Origin of the sequence: Rhodococcoides corynebacterioides NBRC 14404, assembly GCF_001894765.1 — a bacterium.
Classification (GTDB): domain Bacteria; phylum Actinomycetota; class Actinomycetes; order Mycobacteriales; family Mycobacteriaceae; genus Rhodococcoides; species Rhodococcoides corynebacterioides.
The window spans coordinates 189292-209430 of record NZ_BCWV01000005.1 but is presented as its reverse complement, the minus strand read 5'-3'; the positions used below and the strand labels follow the sequence as shown (position 1 = coordinate 209430).

The 20139-nt window shown below is 69.8% G+C and carries 16 protein-coding genes; 6 read left to right on the top strand and 10 right to left on the bottom strand.

Translation table 11 applies throughout. The features are described from left to right. Positions 1 to 45: 45 nt before the first annotated feature. A complete protein-coding gene (locus tag RC2_RS13475) occupies positions 46 to 867 on the bottom strand; it encodes a DUF3097 domain-containing protein (protein ID WP_068144321.1) in 822 nt (273 codons plus the stop codon). A 115-nt stretch (positions 868 to 982) separates the two neighbouring features. Here RC2_RS13475 and RC2_RS13470 point away from each other — a divergent pair, with 115 nt between their 5' ends. Further along, entirely contained in the window at positions 983 to 1792 is an 810-nt protein-coding gene (locus tag RC2_RS13470; RefSeq protein WP_068144323.1) for an Rv1486c family protein, read from the top strand. Positions 1793 to 1796: 4 nt separating this feature from the next. Here the strand turns inward: RC2_RS13470 and RC2_RS13465 are convergent, their stop codons facing one another. The 6 genes from RC2_RS13465 to RC2_RS13440 all read right to left on the bottom strand — a co-directional run bounded on the left by RC2_RS13465 (position 1797) and on the right by RC2_RS13440 (position 7635). Next, positions 1797 to 2849 (bottom strand): ferrochelatase, encoded by a 1053-nt coding sequence (locus RC2_RS13465; RefSeq protein ID WP_068144345.1) that lies wholly within the window; start codon positions 2847 to 2849, stop codon positions 1797 to 1799. 52 nt (positions 2850 to 2901) lie between these two features. After that, positions 2902 to 3726 (bottom strand): NADH-dependent enoyl-ACP reductase InhA, encoded by an 825-nt coding sequence (gene inhA / locus RC2_RS13460; RefSeq protein ID WP_068153010.1) that lies wholly within the window; start codon positions 3724 to 3726, stop codon positions 2902 to 2904. 40 nt (positions 3727 to 3766) lie between these two features. After that, positions 3767 to 4495, bottom strand: a complete 729-nt coding sequence (gene fabG1 / locus RC2_RS13455) for a 3-oxoacyl-ACP reductase FabG1 (RefSeq protein ID WP_068153012.1) — start codon at positions 4493 to 4495, stop codon at positions 3767 to 3769. Positions 4496 to 4580: 85 nt separating this feature from the next. Continuing rightward, on the bottom strand, positions 4581 to 5576 hold the full coding sequence (locus tag RC2_RS13450) for a VWA domain-containing protein (RefSeq protein ID WP_068153015.1): 996 nt from the start codon (positions 5574 to 5576) through the stop codon (positions 4581 to 4583). After that, a complete protein-coding gene (locus RC2_RS13445; protein ID WP_068153018.1) occupies positions 5573 to 6523 on the bottom strand; it encodes a DUF58 domain-containing protein in 951 nt (316 codons plus the stop codon). Before RC2_RS13445 ends, RC2_RS13450 begins: the two co-directional genes overlap by 4 nt. Beyond that, the gene (locus tag RC2_RS13440; protein ID WP_082895760.1) at positions 6520 to 7635 is read right to left on the bottom strand and encodes an AAA family ATPase; all 1116 of its coding nucleotides are present in this window, start codon (positions 7633 to 7635) and stop codon (positions 6520 to 6522) included. Before RC2_RS13440 ends, RC2_RS13445 begins: the two co-directional genes overlap by 4 nt. Positions 7636 to 7917: 282 nt before the next feature. Between RC2_RS13440 and RC2_RS13435 the strand changes: the two genes are divergently transcribed. Beyond that, positions 7918 to 9831, top strand: coding sequence for an HNH endonuclease signature motif containing protein (locus RC2_RS13435; protein ID WP_139277394.1), 1914 nt, complete (start codon positions 7918 to 7920; stop codon positions 9829 to 9831). A 19-nt stretch (positions 9832 to 9850) separates the two neighbouring features. On the opposite strand, the gene RC2_RS13430 is transcribed toward RC2_RS13435, so the two are convergent. Both RC2_RS13430 and RC2_RS13425 read right to left on the bottom strand, forming a co-directional pair. Further along, positions 9851 to 11446 (bottom strand): NlpC/P60 family protein, encoded by a 1596-nt coding sequence (locus RC2_RS13430; protein ID WP_068152045.1) that lies wholly within the window; start codon positions 11444 to 11446, stop codon positions 9851 to 9853. Between the two features lie 311 nt (positions 11447 to 11757). After that, positions 11758 to 12384: an Rv1476 family membrane protein gene (locus RC2_RS13425; RefSeq protein WP_068152043.1), complete on the bottom strand. Its 627-nt coding sequence runs from the start codon at positions 12382 to 12384 to the stop codon at positions 11758 to 11760. A 278-nt stretch (positions 12385 to 12662) separates the two neighbouring features. Between RC2_RS13425 and RC2_RS13420 the strand changes: the two genes are divergently transcribed. The 3 genes from RC2_RS13420 (at position 12663) to RC2_RS13410 (ending at position 17649) form a co-directional block, all read left to right on the top strand. Further along, positions 12663 to 15467, top strand: a complete 2805-nt coding sequence (locus RC2_RS13420) for an aconitate hydratase (protein ID WP_068152041.1) — start codon at positions 12663 to 12665, stop codon at positions 15465 to 15467. Positions 15468 to 15595: 128 nt separating this feature from the next. Further along, positions 15596 to 16165: a TetR/AcrR family transcriptional regulator gene (locus RC2_RS13415; protein WP_068152050.1), complete on the top strand. Its 570-nt coding sequence runs from the start codon at positions 15596 to 15598 to the stop codon at positions 16163 to 16165. Beyond that, the gene (locus RC2_RS13410) at positions 16162 to 17649 is read left to right on the top strand and encodes an acetyl-CoA acetyltransferase (protein ID WP_068152038.1); all 1488 of its coding nucleotides are present in this window, start codon (positions 16162 to 16164) and stop codon (positions 17647 to 17649) included. The genes RC2_RS13415 and RC2_RS13410 overlap by 4 nt, the downstream gene beginning before the upstream one ends. Here the strand turns inward: RC2_RS13410 and RC2_RS13405 are convergent. Beyond that, positions 17636 to 19267, bottom strand: coding sequence for an ABC-F family ATP-binding cassette domain-containing protein (locus tag RC2_RS13405; protein WP_068152036.1), 1632 nt, complete (start codon positions 19265 to 19267; stop codon positions 17636 to 17638). The two genes, RC2_RS13410 and RC2_RS13405, sit on opposite strands and share 14 nt — an antisense overlap. 100 nt (positions 19268 to 19367) lie before the next feature. On the opposite strand from RC2_RS13405, the gene RC2_RS13400 reads away from it, so the two are divergent. Further along, a complete protein-coding gene (locus RC2_RS13400) occupies positions 19368 to 20138 on the top strand; it encodes an SDR family oxidoreductase (protein ID WP_068152033.1) in 771 nt (256 codons plus the stop codon). Position 20139: the final 1 nt, after the last annotated feature.

Genomic DNA, 20139 nt, shown 5'->3' with positions numbered 1-20139 from the left:
GGCACGGATCGTTACCGAGCCGTCCCCGAACGGGACGAATCGGACTCAGGCCGGGTCGGTCACGAAGTCGATGAGCCGCTCCACGGCGCCGATCAACGGCGCCTCGAGGTCGCGGAACGAGGACACGGACTCGTAGACGCGACGCCACCCGTCGCGCGGTGTGCCCCAGCCCAATTCGTCGCAGACCCCGGTCTTCCAGTCGGTTCCGCGCGGCACGACGGGCCACGCCGCGATGCCGACGGCGGACGGCTTCACCGCCTGCCAGACGTCGATGTACGGGTGACCGGTCACCTCCACGAACGGCCCGAGCGAGCGCGTGAGGTGCTCTTCCTTCGTCCCCGCCACGAGGTGATCGACGAGCACCCCCACCTTGCGCTTCGGACCGGGTCCGAAGGTCTGCAGGCGATCCGCCAGGTTGTCCAGTCCCTCGAGATACTCGACGACGACACCCTCGACGCGGAGGTCGTGGCCCCAGACCCGCTCCACGATCGCGGCGTCGTGCACGCCCTCCACCCAGATGCGGCTCGGGAGAGCCACACTGGCGCGGACGTTCTCGACGCGCGTCGATCCGGACGCCGAGCGTCGTGGCGCGGCGGTCGCGGCGGGTACCGGCCGGGTCAACGTCACGGGTGATCCGTCGACGAGGAACGCCGCCTCGCGCATCGCGAAGAGCCGCGTGCGGCCCCGTCCGTCCTCGAGACGGACGAACTCGCCGTCGTACGTGCGCTCGAATCCCACGACGGCCCCACAGAACCCGGTCGCGGCGTCCTCCACGACGAGGTCACGCTCCGCTGCGACGGTGGGCGCCGCCGTGCGTCGTCGTCGGGTGTGGCCCGCGAAGATGTCTCCGTACCCCTGGCTCGCCATCACGACCTGCCTTCGTCCGTTCCGTCACCGGGCCGACTCACGCTAGTCGGCATCGTCCCCGGGGGTCCGATCGCCACGCCGTCCTTGTCGGTGCCCCCGCCTAAACTCGTCTCTCGTGTCCTCACCCTCGGCATCTCTCGCGATCTGGTCCGGCGCCTGGCTGGGCGGCCGGGCCGCGCCCGACGACGTTCTCGATGCCCTCGGTCGGTGGGCCCCGCTGGCGTTGGTCGTCGCCGGCGACGAGGAAACTGCCGAGGACCTGGATCTACCGTGGCCGACGCCGCGAGACGTCGGATCCGCCACGCTGTTGAGCGTTCTCCGCCTCGCCGCGCCGGCCGGTGAGGCGGCGGCCACGGTCGAGTTGGTTCTACCCGTCCCCGGGGACGTCGCGGGTCTGCCGACCGGCACTGCCTTCGCGGCCGCCGCCCTGACCGCGGGCGAGGGCGTCATGGTGGGGGTTCCGGGTGGCGTCGGGATCGGCCTGGTCCCCACCGTCGAAGGTCCGGACGTGCTGCGCTGGACCGTGTTCCGCTTCCGGCAACCACCGGCTCGCCGAGACACCGCACTCGGTGAGGTGGAGTACACGATGCGGGAGGTGGTGCGGGAGGCGGCCGACGTCCTCGGCTCCGCGCCCGCAGTGGTCACCAGGCGGATCGGCGACCCGCGCGTCGTCATCGCCGAGCGCCTGGCGGCGGCGCAGGCGCACCCGTATCCCCTTCTGTCCGAACGCATCACGCGCGTGCTCGACACCGCGGACCGCGTGGACGCCATCCTCGACGCCGCCGACGTCGCGGCGCCGTCGGAGGCGCCCACCAGCACCGGCGCCGAGACGCGCGAGACCACCGTGCGATCGTTGCGCACCGCGGTGCGCACGGCCCGCCGCGTCGCCGTCACGGACGCGGTGGACCGTTTCCTGCACCCCTGATCGGTCAGGCGGGGCGACGGCGAACGGGCGGCTCACAGCACCCGGGGTTGCACGGCGAGCCGTCCACCGTGGTGCCGAACGCCGGCTCTGATCCCAGACGCGCTGCGGCGACCCCGGAGGTGCGCTCCTGCACCAACGTTCGCACCAACGTCGCGAAGCGCGGGTCGTCGCCCGGAGTTCCGGCCCGCTCGAAGGCGATGCCGAGTGCCGCGGCCTTCTCGACGGCCTCGGTGTCGAGATCCCAGATCACCTCGAGGTGGTCCGAGACGAACCCGACGGGACAGACCACCACCGCGTCCACCCCGTCGGCGGCGAGGGTCTCGAGGTGATCGCAGATGTCCGGCTCCAGCCACGGGATCTGCGGCGGGCCCGACCGGGACTGCCACACGAGATCGTGCTCCGCGACGCCGGCGGCCGCCGCGCACAGCCGTGCGGCCTCGGCGACCTGACGACTGTAGAGATGCCCACCCGCCGAGGGAGGTCCTGCGGCGGTATCCGCCGACACCGGCACCGAATGTGCGGTGAACACCACACGCGCTCCGGCACGCTTGTCCGCCGGAAGTCGATGCAGCGCAGCGGTGATCGCGTCGCCGAAGGCCTCGACGAGCAGCGGGTGGTCGTAGTACTGGCGCAGCTTCGTCAGTTGTGGGGCTCCGTCGCCGACCGCAGCGCGCGCCCGGGCGATGTCCTCGTGATACTGACGGCACCCCGAGTACCCGCCCCAAGCCGAGGTCGGGAAGACCAGCGCGTTGCGCACACCGTCGTCGCGCATCCCGGCCACGGTGTCCTCCACCATCGGGTGCCAGTTCCGATTGCCGAAGTACACCGGCAGATCCACGCCGGTGAGCGCGAATTCGGCCTCGACCGCAGCGATGATCTCCCGGTTCAGCCGGTTGATCGGCGAGACACCACCGAAGTGCAGATAGTGCTCGGCCACCGCGTCGAGGCGCTCCGGTGGGACTCCCCGTCCGCGCGTGACGTTCTCGAGAAACGGTCGCACGTCGTCCGGGCCTTCCGGGCCGCCGAAGGACAGCACCAACAGCGCGTCGTAGTTCATGGCTCCCATTCTGCCCGGCCGGACAGGGCGTCCCTGTCCGGCCCGCGCAGGATCAGAGATTCTCGGGCAACCAGGTGTTGTGGCTGGCGCCGCCGTCCACGTAGACGATCGACCCGGTGGTGGCCGGAAGCCAGTCCGAGAGCAACGCGCAGATCGACTTGGCGACCGCGGTCGGGTCCTCGACGTCCCATCCGATGGGCGACGCGCCGTCCCAGTACTCGTTGAGCTGATTCATCTTCGCGGCGTCGCCCGTGGCGGTCCCGGCGATGGCCTTCGCGGCGAGCGTCTTGATCGGCCCGGCCGCCACGAGATTGGACCGCACCTTCTTCGCCGCGCCCACCTCACGTGCCACGTAGCGATTGACGGATTCCAGCGCGGCCTTGGCGACGCCCATCCAGTTGTAGTACGGCATGGCCGTGCGGGGATCGAAGTCCATACCGACGATGGAGCCCCCCTCGTTCATGACCGGCAGCACGGCACGGGCGACGGAGGCGTAGCTCCATGCCGAGATCTGGAACGCCGCGGCCGCGTCCGGACCCGGTCCCTCGAGGAAGGGCTTCGCATCCGGTCCCATGAGCGTGCGCGGAGCGAACGCGATGGAGTGCAGCACACCGTCGATGCCGTTCGGCGCGACCTCGCGCAGTCGGTCGGGCAGCGCCGCGAGGTGCTCCTCGTTGGTCGCGTCCAACTCGATGGCCGGCGGGACCGGCTGCGGGAGCCGCTGGGCGATGCGGTCGATCAGTCGCAACCGATCGAACCCGGTGATGATCACCGTCGCGCCCTGCTCCTGCGCCACCTTGGCCGCGTGGAACGCGATGGAGGCATCGGTGATGATGCCGGTGATGAGGATGGTCTTGCCTTCGAGCAGTCCGCCCATGAGGTCTTCGAGCCTTTCGTCGACGAGAGAAGAAGAGTGGTCAGTGGCCCATGCCGATGCCGCCGTCGACCGGAATCACCGCGCCCGAGACGTAGGCCGAGTCCTCCGAGGCGAGGAAGCTGACCACGGCGGCCACGTCCTCGGGGGTGCCGGCGCGCTGCAGCGGGATCGCCTGGAGTGCCATGTCTCGGTACTTCTGGTCCATGGCGGCGGTCATGTCGGTGTCGATGAACCCGGGTGCGACGACGTTGGCCGTGATGGAGCGCGACCCGAGCTCGCGGGTCAACGATCGAGCCATGCCGATCACGCCCGCCTTGGACGACGCGTAGTTGATCTGGCCGGGGCCACCGGCCATACCGACCACCGAGCCGAGGAAGACGAAGCGGCCGAAGCGGGCCCGAAGCATCGACCGGCTGGCCCGCTTGGCCACCCGGAACGCACCCGTCAGGTTGGCGTCGATCACCGACGTGAACTGCTCCTCGCTCATGCGCATGAGCAGGGTGTCGTCGGTGATGCCGGCGTTGGCGACCAGCACCTCGACCGGACCCTGGTGCTTCTCGACCTCGGTGAAGGCTGCGTCGACCGAGTCCGAGTCGGTGACGTCGCACTGCACGCCGAACAGGCCGTCGGGAGCGCCCGAGCTGCGGTGGGTGACGGCGACCTTGTGCCCGTCCGACGCGAGCCGACGAGCCACGGCGAGTCCGATACCCCGGTTGCCTCCCGTGACCAGTACGGACCGGGCGACGAACGATTCGGGTGCGGACGACATGAACTCTCGACTCTCTCTCGGGGGCGACGGCCGCAGCGCGGACGGTCGGGGGCCGGACGGCCCGCCGGTACTCTACCGACGTGCGTCAGGGCACCCGTTGGCGTAGCGACAATGCTGTGACGAATCCTGCCGTGACGAACAGGACTCCGGCGATCAGCCAAGGCCGACTCGCGTCGCCCCGCGTGGTCTCGAATCCGATCTGCTCCTCGAGGGTGTCGTAGACCTCGGTCAGTTCCTCGAGACTCGATGCGGTGAAGAAGCTGCCACCGGACAGGTCGGCGATTTCCTCGAGCGACGGATCGTCGACGGGAACCGCGACGCGCTGCGTCTCGCCCTGCTCGTCGGTGATGTCGACGGTGCCGAAGCTGGTGCCGAACGAAATCGTCGAGATGGGAATGCCCTTGGCCTCGGCCTCACGGGCCGCCGTGTATCCACCACGTGGGTCGTCGGGGTCGTCGGGCACCGTCTGCTTCCCGTCGGAGAGCAGCACGATGCGGGCGGGCGGAGCCGCGTCGGACCCGCCGAGCACCGCCGCGAGGGTGTCGATGGACTGCATGGCCGTGAAGATCGCCTCGCCGGTCGCGGTGCGCTCCGCCAACTGCAGTCGATCGATGGCGGACTTCGTCGCGTCGCGGTCCACCGTCGGTGACACGAGCACCGACGCCGTTCCCGCGAACGCCACGAGTCCGAGGTTGATGCCGGGCGTGAGCCCGTCGGCGAACTGCTTGCCCGCCTCCTGAGCGGCGGCCAGGCGGCTCGGCTCCACGTCGGTGGCCTCCATGGACAACGACACGTCGACCACGAGCATCACGGTGGCGCGGTTGCGGGGCACCCGCTGGTCCGACGTCGGCCCGGCCAGCGCGATCCCGAGGAACAGCAGCCCGACGAGGATCAGGGCGGTCGGGAGATGACGGAGCCGACCGGGGCGCGCCGGCGCGACCCGCTCGAGCAGTTCCAGGTTGGTGAAGCGAAGCGTGTTGCGCACCCGCCGGCGCTGCGCCCACACATAGGCGACCACGAGGCCGACCACCACAAGCAGGAACAGCAACCACCAGGGCGCCGAGAATCCGGAAAGGCTCATCGCGTGCTCGTCCCCACGCTCGCACCGTGGCGCCGCCGTGACACGAACCGAACGACGTCGGCGATCCAGTCGCCGTCGGTCCGCAGCGTCAACCGCGGTGCGTTGCAACCTCGCAGGATCTTCTCGACGTCACGGCGATGATCGCTCGCGGCACGGGCGAAGTCTGATCGCAGTTGCGGCGTCACGGAGAACTCGCGGGTCCGTCCCGATTCCGGATCGTGCAGCACCACGTCACCGACGTCGGGGAGTTCCAGATCGCGAGGATCGAGCACCTCGACGGCGAGGACGTCGTGACGCGCTGCGATCGCGCGGAGCGGGCGCTCCCAGTCGGTCGACCCGAGGAAATCGCTCACCACGACGGCGAGGCCGCGGCGACGTTCCGGGCGGCGGAGGGAGTCGATCGCGCCGGCCAGGTCGCCGCGCGTGCCTTCCGCGGCGTGCGGGGTGGTGGCGACGGTCTCGAGCAGCGACTGCAGGTGCGGCCGGCCCCCGCGAGCAGGCACCCGCAGGACGCGGTCACCGGTGGTGATCACCGCGCCCAGGCGATTGCCGCCTCCGGTGGTCAGGTGAGCGATCGCCGCAGCAGCCGCCACCACCAGATCACGCTTCTCGCATCCCGCCGTCCCGAAGTCGAGACTGGCGGACAGGTCGATCGCCAGCCACGTCTCCAACTCGCGGTCCGCCACGGTCTGGCGGACGTGCGGCTGGGTCGTGCGCGCCGTCACGGACCAATCCATTCGACGGACGTCGTCGCCGGGTTGGTACTCGCGGGCGTCGCCCGGCTCGGACCCCGGACCCGGGATCAGGCCGAGATGATCACCGTGGAGCACCCCGTCGAGACGACGACGAACCGTCAGCTCCAGGGTGCGCAGAGCCGACGTCAGCCGGGGATCCTCCAGCGACCCCGACGCGAACGACGGGGGCCGGCCGTGGTTCGTGTCCGTCACCGCGACGAATCGGTCGCCGGAGCCTGCTGGAGTGCGGGGCTCTGCTGCTGCGCGGGGCCCTGCTGGGGAGCCGAGCCCTGCTGCGGCGCGGGGCCTTGCTGGGGAGCCGGGCCATGCTGGGGTGCGGGGCCCTGCTGCGGCACGGCCTGGACTCCGACCTGCGGGAGACCCACGGTCTGCAGGACGCGGGTGATCACCTGTTCGGGGGTCACCTCGTCGGCCAGCGCGTCGTAGGACAGCACGAGTCGGTGGCGCAGCACGTCGGGAATCACCTCCAGGACGTCCTGGGGCACCACGTAGTCGCGACCGCGCAGCAGTGCGAGAGCGCGGGAGGCCGCGATGATGCCCAAGGTCGCGCGCGGGGACGCACCGTACGCGATCCAGGACGCGACGTCGTCGAGTCCCACGTCCCGGGGGTTGCGTGTCGCCGCGATGACCCTGACGACGTAGTCGACCAGAGCATGGTGCACGAACACGGACGCGGCGACCTTCTGCAACCGCACCAGTTCGTCGGGGTTCAGTACCTGCTGCGGCGTCGGCGGCGCGACCCCCATGCGGTAGACGATCTCGCGCTCCTCCTCCACCGACGGGTAGTCGACGACGATCTTGAAGAGGAATCGGTCGCGCTGGGCCTCCGGCAAGGGATAGACGCCCTCGTTCTCGATGGGGTTCTGCGTGGCCATGACCAGGAACGGATCCGGCATCGGATAGGTGCGGCCGCCGATGGACACGTGCCGTTCGGCCATGACCTCGAGCAGCGCCGACTGGACCTTGGCGGGGGCACGGTTGATCTCGTCCGCGAGCACGAAGTTCGCGACCACCGGGCCGAGCTCGATGTCGAATTCTTCCTTGCCCTGCCGGAAGATCCGGGTGCCGATCAGATCGGTCGGAACCAGATCCGGAGTGAACTGGACGCGCGAGAAGGATCCTCCGACGACCGTTGCGAACGTCTCGACCGCCAGCGTCTTCGCCACGCCGGGAACACCTTCGAGCAACACGTGGCCGCGGGCGAGCAACCCGACGAGAATGCGCTCGACCAGCCGGTCCTGACCCACGATGACCCGTTTGACCTCGTAGACGGCCTTCTCGAGCGTCTGCACGTCCCGAGCCATGTCGGTCGTGTCGGTCTCTCGTGAGGTCACCTTCGGAACCACCGCTTTCTGCCCGGGACACCGCGCGCCGGATGCCCTGTGTGCACTGCTGACCTCCCCCACTATGGCAGGTGTCACCGACAGTCGACCGGTAGCGGTGACGAGGGGCCGGCCGGGGCGCTCCGGAAGACCGTCGCCGGCCAACTCCCGCGCTGAGGCCGCCAGGTTCGTGCGTGCGTGTCATCGACTGTGTCGGTGGGTGCCGGTACACTCGAACATACGAGCGACTGGGGGGTCGGCGGCATGACGAGTGTGCAGGTGGGGGCAGGTGCGGCGAGCACGGCGGCGACGCCGTGGGCTGCATTGGATCACTCCGCGTTGGGTCTGCCCGCCACCACCGACCCGCCCTCTGCCCGGGCTCTGGACGCCCTGGTGCACGCGGCCGCCGGGGTGGCGTACCTGAAGTGGTTCGAATACCAGCTCGCCGCCGCTATGCACGCCGAACTGGTGGAACCGTTCGAGGACGAGGACCGGCGTGAGCTCGACGCGTTCACCCGCTGCGCCGCCACGATCGCCACGACGATGTCGATCACCCCGTTCGCCGCCCGCACCCTGCTCACCGACGCCGTCGCCCTCCGCGACCGGCTACCTCAGGTCGCGCAGTGCCTACGCGACGGAATCGTCACCCCGCACCACATCCGCACCATCGTCTCCCGCACCGAACTCATCGAAGGCCAGTGCTACGCGGCGTTGGTCGACGCCGACATCGCCCGCGCCCTCCGTAAACCCGGGTCGTGGTCGCCGGCGCGGATGGAGATCATGGTCGACACGATGGTGCACCGCCGCGACCCCGACGCCGTCCGCGCACGCCGAGAAGCAGCGAAGCGGAACCGGGAGTTCACCGTCGAGACCGGGCGGGACGGGATGGCCACGACGACGGACACCCGGTCCGCCGAGGACACCGCCGTGTTCGCTGAGACCGTGCACCGCCTCGCGGCGCAGGTGTGCCCCAAGGACACCCGGTCGAAGGCGGCGCGGGCCTCCGATGCGCACTACGCGCTGGTCACCCAGACCGAGTTCGGGTGCGACTGCGACCGCCCCATCACCGACTGCCGCTACAAGAACATCGACCCCGGCAGGTTCGCGGCGACCGCGCCGCGGATCGTGATCCACCTCGTCACCGACACCACCACCCTCACCGGCCCCGTCCCCGCCCCGGAGTCCGACCGGGTCTGCAGGTCGCCACAGCACCTGCCGCGACCGGACGCGGACCGCGTCGAGACCCGGGCCGAGGTCGAGGTCGACGGTGATGCGACGGGTTCGGTTGCAGTGGAACGGGTTACGACGGAACCGCCCGCGGCAGAATCGGTTGCGGCGGATGCGGTTGCGGCGGGGGCGGTTGCGGTGGAGTCGGTTTCAGCAGAATCGTTGTCATCGGATGGGCAGAACGCCGAAGCCGACGCCGACGTCGATGTCAGCGCCGATGCGACCGTCGCCGAGGACGAGGCACCCAGCACTCGGGGGTGCGAGGAGCCCTTCGGTCTCGACACCGTCGACGGCGTCGGATTCCTCGCCGGCATCGGCATCATCTCCGGCGCCCACGTCCGCGACCTCGCCGCCGACCCCCGAACCGTCATCCGCCCCCTCGGCGACGGCACCGACACCCCACTCCCGGCGACCCAGCCGTCGAACCCGTACCGCCCCTCCGCCGCCCTCGATGCCTATGTGCGGGCGCGGGATCAGTTCTGCACCTGGCCCGGCTGCAACAAGCCGGCCTGGGACGCCGACCTCGACCACATCACCGAATACGACCACACCCACCCCGAGCAGGGCGGGCGCACCGACGCGGCCGGACTCGGCGCCAAATGCCGGTTCCATCACCTTCTGAAGACGTTCGGGGACTTCGTCGACGACCAGTACCCCGACCCGAATAATCCGAGCCGGCTGATTCGCACCATCACCATCCCCGGCGGACGCACCGTCCTCGGCCCCGCGTTCACGGGCCACGACGTCCACCCCGGACTCGACACGATCGTCTTCGGCGACCCACCCGACACGTCCACGCCGCGACCACCGAGACCGGGCCTCACCGAACGCACCCGACCCGCCCCACGCACCGAGCAGAAACACGCCCGCCGACGACAGGAACGCAACCGCAACAGACTCCGCAACGCGATGAAGCTCCACCCACCCGACGACACCCCACCCCCGTTCTGAGGGGAAGGGTCGGCGTGGGTCACTCCACCATGCGCACGGCGTACGGCGTCATGCCGCTCCACCGCACCGGCGACACCTTGACCACGTCGCCCGACTGCGGCGCCTCGAGCATGGTGCCGTCGCCGAGGTACAGCGCCACGTGCTGCGATGCGCCCGGCCCCCAGAACAGCATGTCGCCGCGCTTCATCTGGGACGACGGAACCTGCTTACCGGCCGTGTACTGATACCCGGTGTAATGAGGCAGCGAGATGCCCAAGCCGCCGAAGGCGTACATCATCAAGCCCGAACAGTCGAAGCCCACCTTGTTGTAGTCGCCGTAACTGTCGGCGACACCGCCGTCACGGATGCCTTTGGTGGGCCCGTTCTCGTTACCGCCACCCCACGAATACGGCGTCCCGAGCACCGACATTCCGCGGTCGATGACCAGCTCGATCGCTGCACTACCGGTCACAGCAGGCTTACCGACACTCGGTTTGCTCGGCGTGGTCGTGCCGGTACCCGTGCCCGACGTACCCGTGCCACTCGACGTACCCGCGCCACTCGACGTGCCCGAGCCCGACGTGCCGGCGCCACTCGACGCACCGGCGCCGGACCCGGAAGAAGTTCCGGTCCCCGGCCGGGTCGCGCCGACGAGGTCGGTGTGATCGGGTGCGGCGGCGGCCGCCGTGGCAGCGCGGTCGGCTGCGGCCTGATCGGCGGCGACCCGTGCGGCCGCCGCGGCGGCGGCCTGTTCCGCCTGGCGCGCGGCCTCCGCCGCTGCGGCCTCCTCGGCCTGACGCTGAGCGTCCCACCTCGTGTACGCATCTCGCTGGCTTTCGAGTCCGGCGGCGCCGGCCCGCGCGGATTCCAGCTCGGCGGCGGCCGCGTCACGGTTGGCCTCGACGGCAGCCTTGCGGGCGGACTGATCCTGCTGAGCAGCAACCGCGGCGGCGATGGCCTGTTCCGCCTCGGCCTTCTTCGCGTCGGCGGCGGCGGAGGCACGGTCCGCCTCGACCTTGCTGGCTCGCGCGGCCGAGTCCCGATTGGCCTGTTCGGTGCGGGCGCGCTGAAGGCCGTCGAGCACCGCGTTCTGCTTGGCGGAGAGCAATCGCAGCAGCTGGGCACGGTCGAGCACGTCCTGCGGCCCATCGGCGTCGAGCAGCGACGAGGCCCCGGCGGAGCCGGTGCCGCGGATGTAATCGGTGACGGCGGCACTGTCGAACTTGCGCTGCGCGTCCGAGATGATCTGGCCGGCGTCCTGGAGTGCGCGCTGCGCCAGCGTCACGGCGGCGGCTGCGGCGTCGGCCGCGGAGCGTGCGTTCTGGAGGTCGACGAGGGCCTTGTTGACGTCCTCGCGCTTCACGGCGACAGCGGCATCGAGTGCGGCGAGTTGCTGATTCGCGGCGGCGACTCGGTCGATGAGATCGCTGACGCGGCTGATGCCGTCGCCGACCCGTGCCTGCGCGCCGGCGATGTCGGCGTCCGACGGATTGGGCGGTGGGGGCGGAACGGCGGAGGCCGGGGGTGGAGTGACGGCCGTCGCGACGGAGATCGCCAGTAGGACCGCGACACCGATCGACCGACGCCGGGTTCGGCCCGCAGCGCTCCGTCGACCCTTCAGGCCGGTTCGACTCAACTGTGTCTCCCTCGTGTCCCCACCGCGCTGGTGTCGGCCGCGCGTGTCACCCCGCAGCGCCGAGGGAAGGCACGACGCAGCACGGGAACGGCGGACGGACACCGATCGTCACGCCCGACACGCACGACCCGGAGACCACGAACGCCCCTCTGCGACACTTCTTCCCCAAGCAGTGCCACGAGAACCGTACGACACTCTGACCGCTGAGGGAACTCCAGTCACAAATGACACAGATGTCGTTCGACGACGACATCTGCGCTGATCAGGAGGTTGTGCGGAAAAGGCCGAGCAAAATATTTCGGGAGATGTCCCTACTTCTTCGCCTGCACGGCGTCCGTGGCGGTGACATGCCTCGAGTCGACCGGGTCCGACACTGCGGTGTTCGGTGCAGCCAGACCCAACGTGTCGGCGTTTCGCTCGGGCATTCCCTGCTGCGCCTGCCAGCGACGTGCGTTGGCCCACCCGGTGGCACCGAGGACGAGCGCGACCACCGCCACGAGCGCGAGCGTCAGTCCGGTCCACGACGGCCCCGGCGCGACCACGACGTCGAGGAACTGATTCGCCGACAGGACGGGATCGGAGGTGTAGGCGCTGTCCTGGCCCGCCTCGAGCGTCACGCGGTCGATGCTGTCGCTGAAGGTGCCCACCTGGCCGGGACCGAGAACGAGCACGGTACCGCCGTCGGCCGCACCCACCTCGGTGGCCAGGTCCCGGAGATACGAATCGAGCCGAGCCGGCTCGTCGAGAACCACGATGTTCAGGGTGATGCCCTCGTCCTGCGCCCGCGCCACGACGGCCTCGAGGCCGGGCACCAGCTCGGCCGGCGCCGAGACGCCGTCGGCGGCGACATCGGCCAGTGTCGACGGGACGTCCACGAACGGCGGAATCTCCGCCGCCGCGGGAGCGGCGTGAACCGGGACGGAATGTGAGATCGACATCGCGCCTGGACCCTACGGCACGGTCGGCTCTCCGACCCCGCTCGTTGCACCTGTGTCGCCGGTGGAGAACGATGAGGTCCGTACGCCGGTCCACGGCGCGCCGACCGGAGACGGTTCGCGCCTTTTTTACAGGACAAGCGTACTGTTAGGATCGAACCGAGAGAGCAGCGGCGCCGGATCCAGCCCGATCCGACCCGATCGCGGGTGACCCGCTTCCTCTCGTAGACCGTCGACACAGCCCCGTCGGCGGTAGCGAAGAGAAGACGACTGGAGCTGACGTGAGCGCAAGTATCGATTCGTTCGGCGCGAAGGGAACGCTGGAGGTCGGAGAGAACTCGTACGAGATCTTCCGTCTGAACGCCGTCCCCGGCACCGAGAAGCTGCCCTACGCACTGAAGGTTCTCGCCGAGAACCTCCTGCGCACCGAGGACGGCGCCAACATCACCAAGGATCACATCGACGCGATCGCGAACTGGGACGCGACCGCGGATCCGTCCATCGAGATCCAGTTCACGCCGGCCCGCGTGATCATGCAGGACTTCACCGGCGTGCCCTGCATCGTCGACCTCGCCACCATGCGCGAGGCCGTCACCGCTCTCGGCGGAGACCCGGAGAAGGTCAATCCCCTCGCTCCCGCCGAGTTGGTCATCGACCACTCCGTCATCATCGACGTCTTCGGCCGCGCGGACGCCTTCGAGCGCAACGTCGACATCGAGTACCAGCGCAACGGTGAGCGCTACCAGTTCCTGCGGTGGGGCCAGGGTGCGTTCGACGACTTCAAGGTCGTCCCGCCCGGCACCGGCATCGTGCACCAGGTCAACATCGAGCACCTCGCCCGCACCGTCATGGTGCGGGGCGGTCAGGCCTACCCCGACACGTGTGTCGGCACCGATTCGCACACCACGATGGTCAACGGCCTCGGCGTGCTCGGCTGGGGCGTCGGCGGTATCGAGGCCGAGGCGGCCATGCTCGGCCAGCCGGTCTCCATGCTCATCCCCCGCGTGGTCGGCTTCAAGCTCACCGGTGAGATCAAGCCGGGCGTGACCGCCACCGACGTGGTCCTCACCGTCACCGACATGCTGCGTCAGCACGGCGTCGTCGGAAAGTTCGTCGAGTTCTACGGCAAGGGTGTCGCCGAGGTGCCGCTGGCGAACCGCGCGACCCTGGGCAACATGAGCCCCGAGTTCGGCTCCACCGCCGCGATCTTCCCGATCGACGACGAGACGGTGTCCTACCTGCGCCTGACCGGACGCTCGGAGGAGCAGCTGGCTCTGGTCGAGGCGTACGCCAAGGAACAGGGCATGTGGCACGATCCCGAGAAGGAGCCGGCGTACTCCGAGTACCTCGAGCTCGACCTCGGCGACGTGGTCCCCTCGATCGCCGGCCCGAAGCGTCCGCAGGACCGAATCCTGTTGTCGGAGTCCAAGATCGCGTTCCGCAAGGACATCCACAACTACGTGGGTGGCGAGGACGTCGACGCCACCCCGTCGAAGCTGGACGAGGCACTCGACGAGACGTTCCCGGGCTCGGATCCGGCCACGCTGTCCTTCGCCGACGACGATGCGGCTCCGCTGCACTCCGCCGCCGGCAACGCCGAGGGTCGCCCGACCAACCCGGTGCGCGTCGACTCGGACGAGCAGGGTTCCTTCGTCCTCGATCACGGTGCGGTCGCCATCGCGTCGATCACCTCCTGCACCAACACCTCGAATCCGTCGGTCATGCTCGCCGCCGCCCTGCTGGCGAAGAAGGCCGTGGACAAGGGCCTCACCAGCAAGCCGTGGGTCAAGACGTCCATGGCGCCGGGCTCGCAGGTGGTCACCGACTACTACGACAAGGCCGGCCTGTGGCCGTCTCTGGAGAAGCTCGGCTTCTTCCTCGTGGGCTACGGCTGCGCCACCTGCATCGGCAACTCGGGCCCGCTGGATCCGAAGATCTCCGAGGCGATTCAGGACAACGACCTCACGGTCACCGCGGTGCTCTCGGGCAACCGCAACTTCGAGGGACGCATCTCCCCCGACGTGAAGATGAACTACCTGGCCTCGCCGCCGCTGGTGATCGCGTACGCCCTGGCCGGAACCATGGACTTCGATTTCGAGCACGACGCGCTGGGTCAGGATTCCGAGGGCAACGACGTCTTCCTGAAGGACATCTGGCCCTCCCCCAAGGAGATCCAGGACACCATCGACTCGTCGATCTCCAAGGAGATGTACACCAAGGGCTACGCCGACGTCTTCAAGGGCGACGAGCGCTGGCGCGGACTGCCCACCCCGGACGGCAAGACGTTCGAGTGGGACACCGAGTCCACCTATGTGCGGAAGCCTCCGTACTTCGACGGCATGCCCAAGGATCCGGAGCCCGTCTCCGACATCACGGGTGCCCGCGTGCTGGCCGTGCTGGGTGACTCGGTCACGACCGACCACATCTCGCCCGCCGGTGCCATCAAGCCGGGTACGCCGGCGGCGCAGTACCTCGACGAGCACGGCGTGGAGCGCAAGGACTACAACTCCTTCGGTTCGCGTCGCGGCAACCACGAGGTGATGATCCGCGGCACGTTCGCGAACATCCGTCTGCGCAACCAGCTCCTCGACGACGTCTCGGGCGGCTACACCCGTGACTTCACGCAGGACGGTGGCCCGCAGGCCTTCATCTACGACGCGTCGCAGAACTACCAGAAGGCCGGTACTCCGCTGGTCGTGCTGGGCGGCAAGGAGTACGGCTCGGGTTCGTCGCGTGACTGGGCGGCCAAGGGCACGCGCCTGCTGGGCGTGAAGGCGGTCATCACCGAGTCGTTCGAGCGCATCCACCGCTCCAACCTCATCGGTATGGGCGTCGTGCCGCTGCAGTTCCCGGAGGGCGAGTCGGCGTCGTCGCTGAAGCTCGACGGCACCGAGACCTTCGACATCTCCGGCATCACGGAGCTGAACGAGGGCCGCACGCCGAAGACGATGCACGTCACCGCGACCAAGGAGAACGGCGAGAAGATCGAGTTCGACGCCGTCGTCCGCATCGACACCCCCGGTGAGGCGGAGTACTACCGCAACGGCGGCATCCTGCAGTACGTGCTGCGCAACATGATCGGCTGATTCCAGCCGACCCCGTTCGCCGGACACCCCACGCGGAACGCGCACGATCGCTCGCCGGTCGTGCGCGTTCTGCGATGGTGGCCCGGCTCCCCGTGCGACGACGCCATCGAGACGAACAGGAGACGGACGTGCCGAAGGTCAGCGAGGATCACCTCGCCGCCCGCCGAGGTCAGATCCTCGACGGCGCCCGGCGCTGCTTCGCCGCGTACGGCTACGAGGGCGCCACCGTCCGGCGGCTCGAGGAGGCCACCGGACTGTCCCGGGGCGCGATCTTCCACCACTTCAAGGACAAGGACGGGCTCTTCCTGGCGCTGGCGCGGGACGATGCCCATCGCATGGCCGACGTCGCCGCGGACCAGGGCCTCGTGCAGGTCATGCGTGACATGCTGGCCGCACCCCAGGACTTCGACTGGCTCGGCACCCGCCTCGAGATCGCACGCCGCCTCAAGACCGACGCCGAGTTCCGGGCCGGGTGGACGGAGCGCTCGGTGGAGTTGCGCGGGGCCGTGCTCGCCCGCCTCGAGCGTCAGCGATCCGCGGGCCGACTGCGCGACGACGTGCCCACCACGGTGCTGCTGGGCTTTCTCGACCTGGTCATGGACGGGCTCGTGACCCGGCTGGCCTCCGGACAGGACACCGACGACCTGTCCGCAGTCCTCGACCTCGTCGAGGAATCCGTTCGACGGGAGCGCGCATGACCGGCACCGATCCACGACGACTGCCCGTGATCGTGGGCGTCGCCGATCTCTCGCGCGGCTCGGCGACCACGCCGCCGACGCCCGCGGAACCGCTCGACCTCGTCGACGACGCCGTCCGTCGCGCGCTGACCGACACCGGGTCCGGCCGCCTCGCGCAGGCCGTGACGCGGGTGGACGCGGTGCGGACCACCAGCTGGCGGTACGACAATCTTCCCGGCCTCCTCGCCCGTCGCCACGGCTGGACTCTGCGGACGTCGTCCACGACGACGGTCGGCGGGCACTGGCCGGTGGCGTTGCTGAACGCCGTCGCCGACGGCATCGCCGACGGGACGGACGACGTCGCCCTGGTGGTCGGCGGCGAGGCGCAGGCATCACTACGAGGACTGGGCAAGGCCGGGCGGGACCCGGTGGAGGCCGGCTGGACGGCCGAGCCGGGCGGGCCGCCGACGTTCGATCCGGAGGACCTCGGCAGCGCGGCCATGCAGCGCGCGGGCATCCTGGCTCCGGTCCAGATCTACCCGTTGTTCGAGAACGCCCGTGCTCACGCCCTCGGCCTGACGGCCGACCGGGCCCGAGCGGAGTCGGCCGAGCTGTACGCGCGGTTCTCCGCGGTGTCGGCCGACCACCCCGCGGCGTGGAACCCGGGCGCACGCACCGCCGACGAGATCGCCTCCGTGACACCGGACAACCGGGCCGTCTCCGATGCCTATCCGCTGTCGATGAACGCCATGCCGTTCGTCGATCAGGCGGCGGCCGTGGTGGTGTGCTCGCTGCAGACCGCGCGAGACGCGGGTGTTCCGGAGGACCGCGTCGTCCACGTGTGGGGTGGTGCAGGGGCCTCCGACACCCCGGATGTGGTGCAGCGCCGCAGTTTCGGCGATTCCCCCGCCCTCGCCTCGGTGATCGACCGGGTGGGTGCGGCGGGTCCGCCCGCCCTCGTCGACGCCTACAGCTGCTTCCCAATCGTCCCGAAACTGCTTCTGGCGCAACTGCGGTCGATCGGCGCGGCCGAGGACCTGCTTCCCACCCTGCTGGGCGGTCACTCGTTCTTCGGGGGTCCCCTGTCGAGCTACAGCCTGCACGGCATCGCCGAGGCGGTGCGCCGGCTTCGTCGCGATCGCGCGGCCGGTCCGGCTCTGGTCCACGCCAACGGTGGATACCTGACACATCAGCACGTCGTCCTGCTCGGCACGGAGCCGCACCCCGAGGGGCGCCTCGGTGACGGCGGCGTCGTCACGGTCGCGCCGGCAGCCGCGGATGTGGCCACCGATCACCGCGGGCCCGTCACGGTGCTCACCGCGGCCACCACGTTCGGCCGCGCGGGGACGCCCGACGCCACCCTGGTGATCGCCGAGACCGCGGACGGTCGCCGAGTGGCCGGCCGCACGACGGCCGCCGAGGCGTGGCCCGACGCACTCTCGCTGGTCGGGCGCACGATCGACGTGGCCGACGAGGGCGGCGTACTGACCGTCAGGCCAGCGTGATCAGATCCAGGTAGTCCTGCGACCAGTGGTCCTCGGTGCCGTCCGGCAACAGGATCACCCGCTCGGGCGACAGCGCCTCGGCAGCACCGGGATCGTGCGTCACCAACACCACCGCGCCCTTGTAGCTGCGCAGCGCCTCGAGGACCTGCTCGCGTGAGATGGGGTCGAGGTTGTTGGTCGGCTCGTCGAGCAGCAGCACGTTCGCGGCCGAGGACACCAGGCCGGCCAGCGCGAGACGGGTCTTCTCACCGCCGGACAGCGTGCCGGCCGGTTGCTCGAGCTGCGGCCCGGTGAACATGAACGCACCCAGCAGCGACCGAAGTTCCTGCTCGGGGGTGTCCGGCGCGGCGTGCCGGACGTTCTCCCACACCGACGCCATGTCGTCGAGCGTGTCGTGCTCCTGGGCGAAATAACCGATGCGCAGACCGTGGCCCGGCTCGAGCCCGCCCGAGTCCGACTTCTCCGTCCCCGCCAGGATCCGCAACAGGGTGGTCTTGCCCGCGCCGTTGAGGCCGAGAACCACCACGCGAGAGCCGCGGTCGATCGCCAGATCCACCCCGGTGAAGATCTCCAGCGAGCCGTAGACCTTGGTGAGGTTGGACGCCATCAGGGGGGTCTTGCCGCAGGGCGCCGGCTCCGGGAAGCGGATGTGCGCCACGCGATCCGACACCCGTTCCTCGTCGAGGTTTGCGATGAGCTTGTCGGCGCGCTTGACCATGTTCTGCGCCGCGACGGCCTTGGTGGCCTTGGCGCCCATCTTGGCCGCCTGGGCCCGGAGCGCCGACGCCTTCTTCTCCGCGTTGGCGCGCTCACGGCGTCGTCGCTGCTCATCGGTGGCGCGGGCGTCGAGGTACTTCTTCCAGCCCATGTTGTACACGTCGGCCTCGCCCCGGACGGCGTCGAGGAACCACACGCGGTTCACCACGTCCGCGAGCAGCTCGACGTCGTGGCTGATGACCACCAGGCCGCCTTCGTGGTTCTGCAGGAAGCCGCGGAGCCAGGTGATGGAGTCGGCGTCGAGGTGGTTGGTCGGCTCGTCGAGCAGCAGGGTGGTGCCGGACCGGCCTCCACTGCCGTCGGAGGCCGCGAAGAGGATGCGCGCGAGCTCGACGCGACGACGCTGACCACCGGACAGCGTGCGCAGCGGCTGCGCGAGGATGCGGTCGGGAAGGCCGAGACTGTTGGAGATGCGGGCCGCTTCGCTCTCGGCCTCGTAACCACCCAGCGAGGCGAATCGCTCCTCGAGCTCGCCGTACTTGCGGACCGCCTTGTCCAGACGATCGTCGTCCGCGACCTCGGCCATCAGGGCCTGCTGCTTCTCCATCTTCCGCAGCAGCGAGTCCAGGCCGCGAGCGGACAGCACGCGGTCCTTGGCCAGGACGTCGAGATCGCCCTCCTTTGGGTCCTGCGGGAGGTACCCCAGCTCGCCCGTGCGGGTGACGGAGCCCGCGTAGGGCTCCCCCTCCCCCGCCAGGATGCGCAGCGTCGTCGTCTTGCCGGCGCCGTTGCGGCCCACCAGGCCGATCCGGTCGCCCGCCTGGATCCGCAGCGCGGGCCCGGGGGCGGAGAGAAGGGTGCGCACACCGGCACGAACCTCCAGGTCGGTGGCGGTGATCACGGTACGAACTCCCAACGTCGGCGATGCGGCAAACCCTCATTCTATCCGCCGAGAACCAGTGAATTCACCGCTCGAGAGTGACTCCGCTAACGTCGGGCCCATGAGCACCCACACGGATCTGCAGGGCCGCGTCGCCCTGGTCACCGGAGCGAGTCGCGGCATCGGCAAGGCCGTCGCCGCCGACCTGCTCGCCCGCGGCGCCGCGGTCACCATCACCGCGCGCAAGGAGGACCAGCTGAACGCGGCCGCGGACGAGTTGCGCGCCGCCGTGCCCGGTGCCGTCGTCCTGCCGATCGCGGGCAACGCAGGCGACGCGGAATCCCGGCAGTCCACGGTCGACCGGACGGTCGCGGAACTGGGATCGCTGGACATCCTGATCAACAACACCGGGATCAATCCCGTCTACGGCTCCCTCATGGACGCCGACCTGGACGGAGTGAAGAAGATCTTCGACGTCAACGTCGTCGCCACCCTCGGATACACGCAACGCGCCTACCACGCCTGGATGCGCGAGCACGGCGGCGCGATCGTCACCGTCGCGAGTGTCGCGGGACTGCGCTCCACCGGCGTCATCGCCGCCTACGGTGCCTCGAAGGCCGCTCTGATCCGGCTCACGGAGGAGCTCGCCTGGCAGCTCGGGCCGCGGATTCGCGTCAACGCGGTCGCCCCCGGTGTCGTCAAGACGAAGTTCGCAGAGGCCCTCGTGGCCGGCGGCGAGGACGCGGCGTCGCAGGGCTACCCGATGAAGCGCCTGGGCACGCCCGAGGACGTCGCCGCGCTCGTCGGGTTCCTCGCTTCCGACGAGGCGTCCTGGATCACCGGCGAGACCGTGCGTGTCGACGGCGGGTTGCTGGCCACCGGATCGCTCTGAC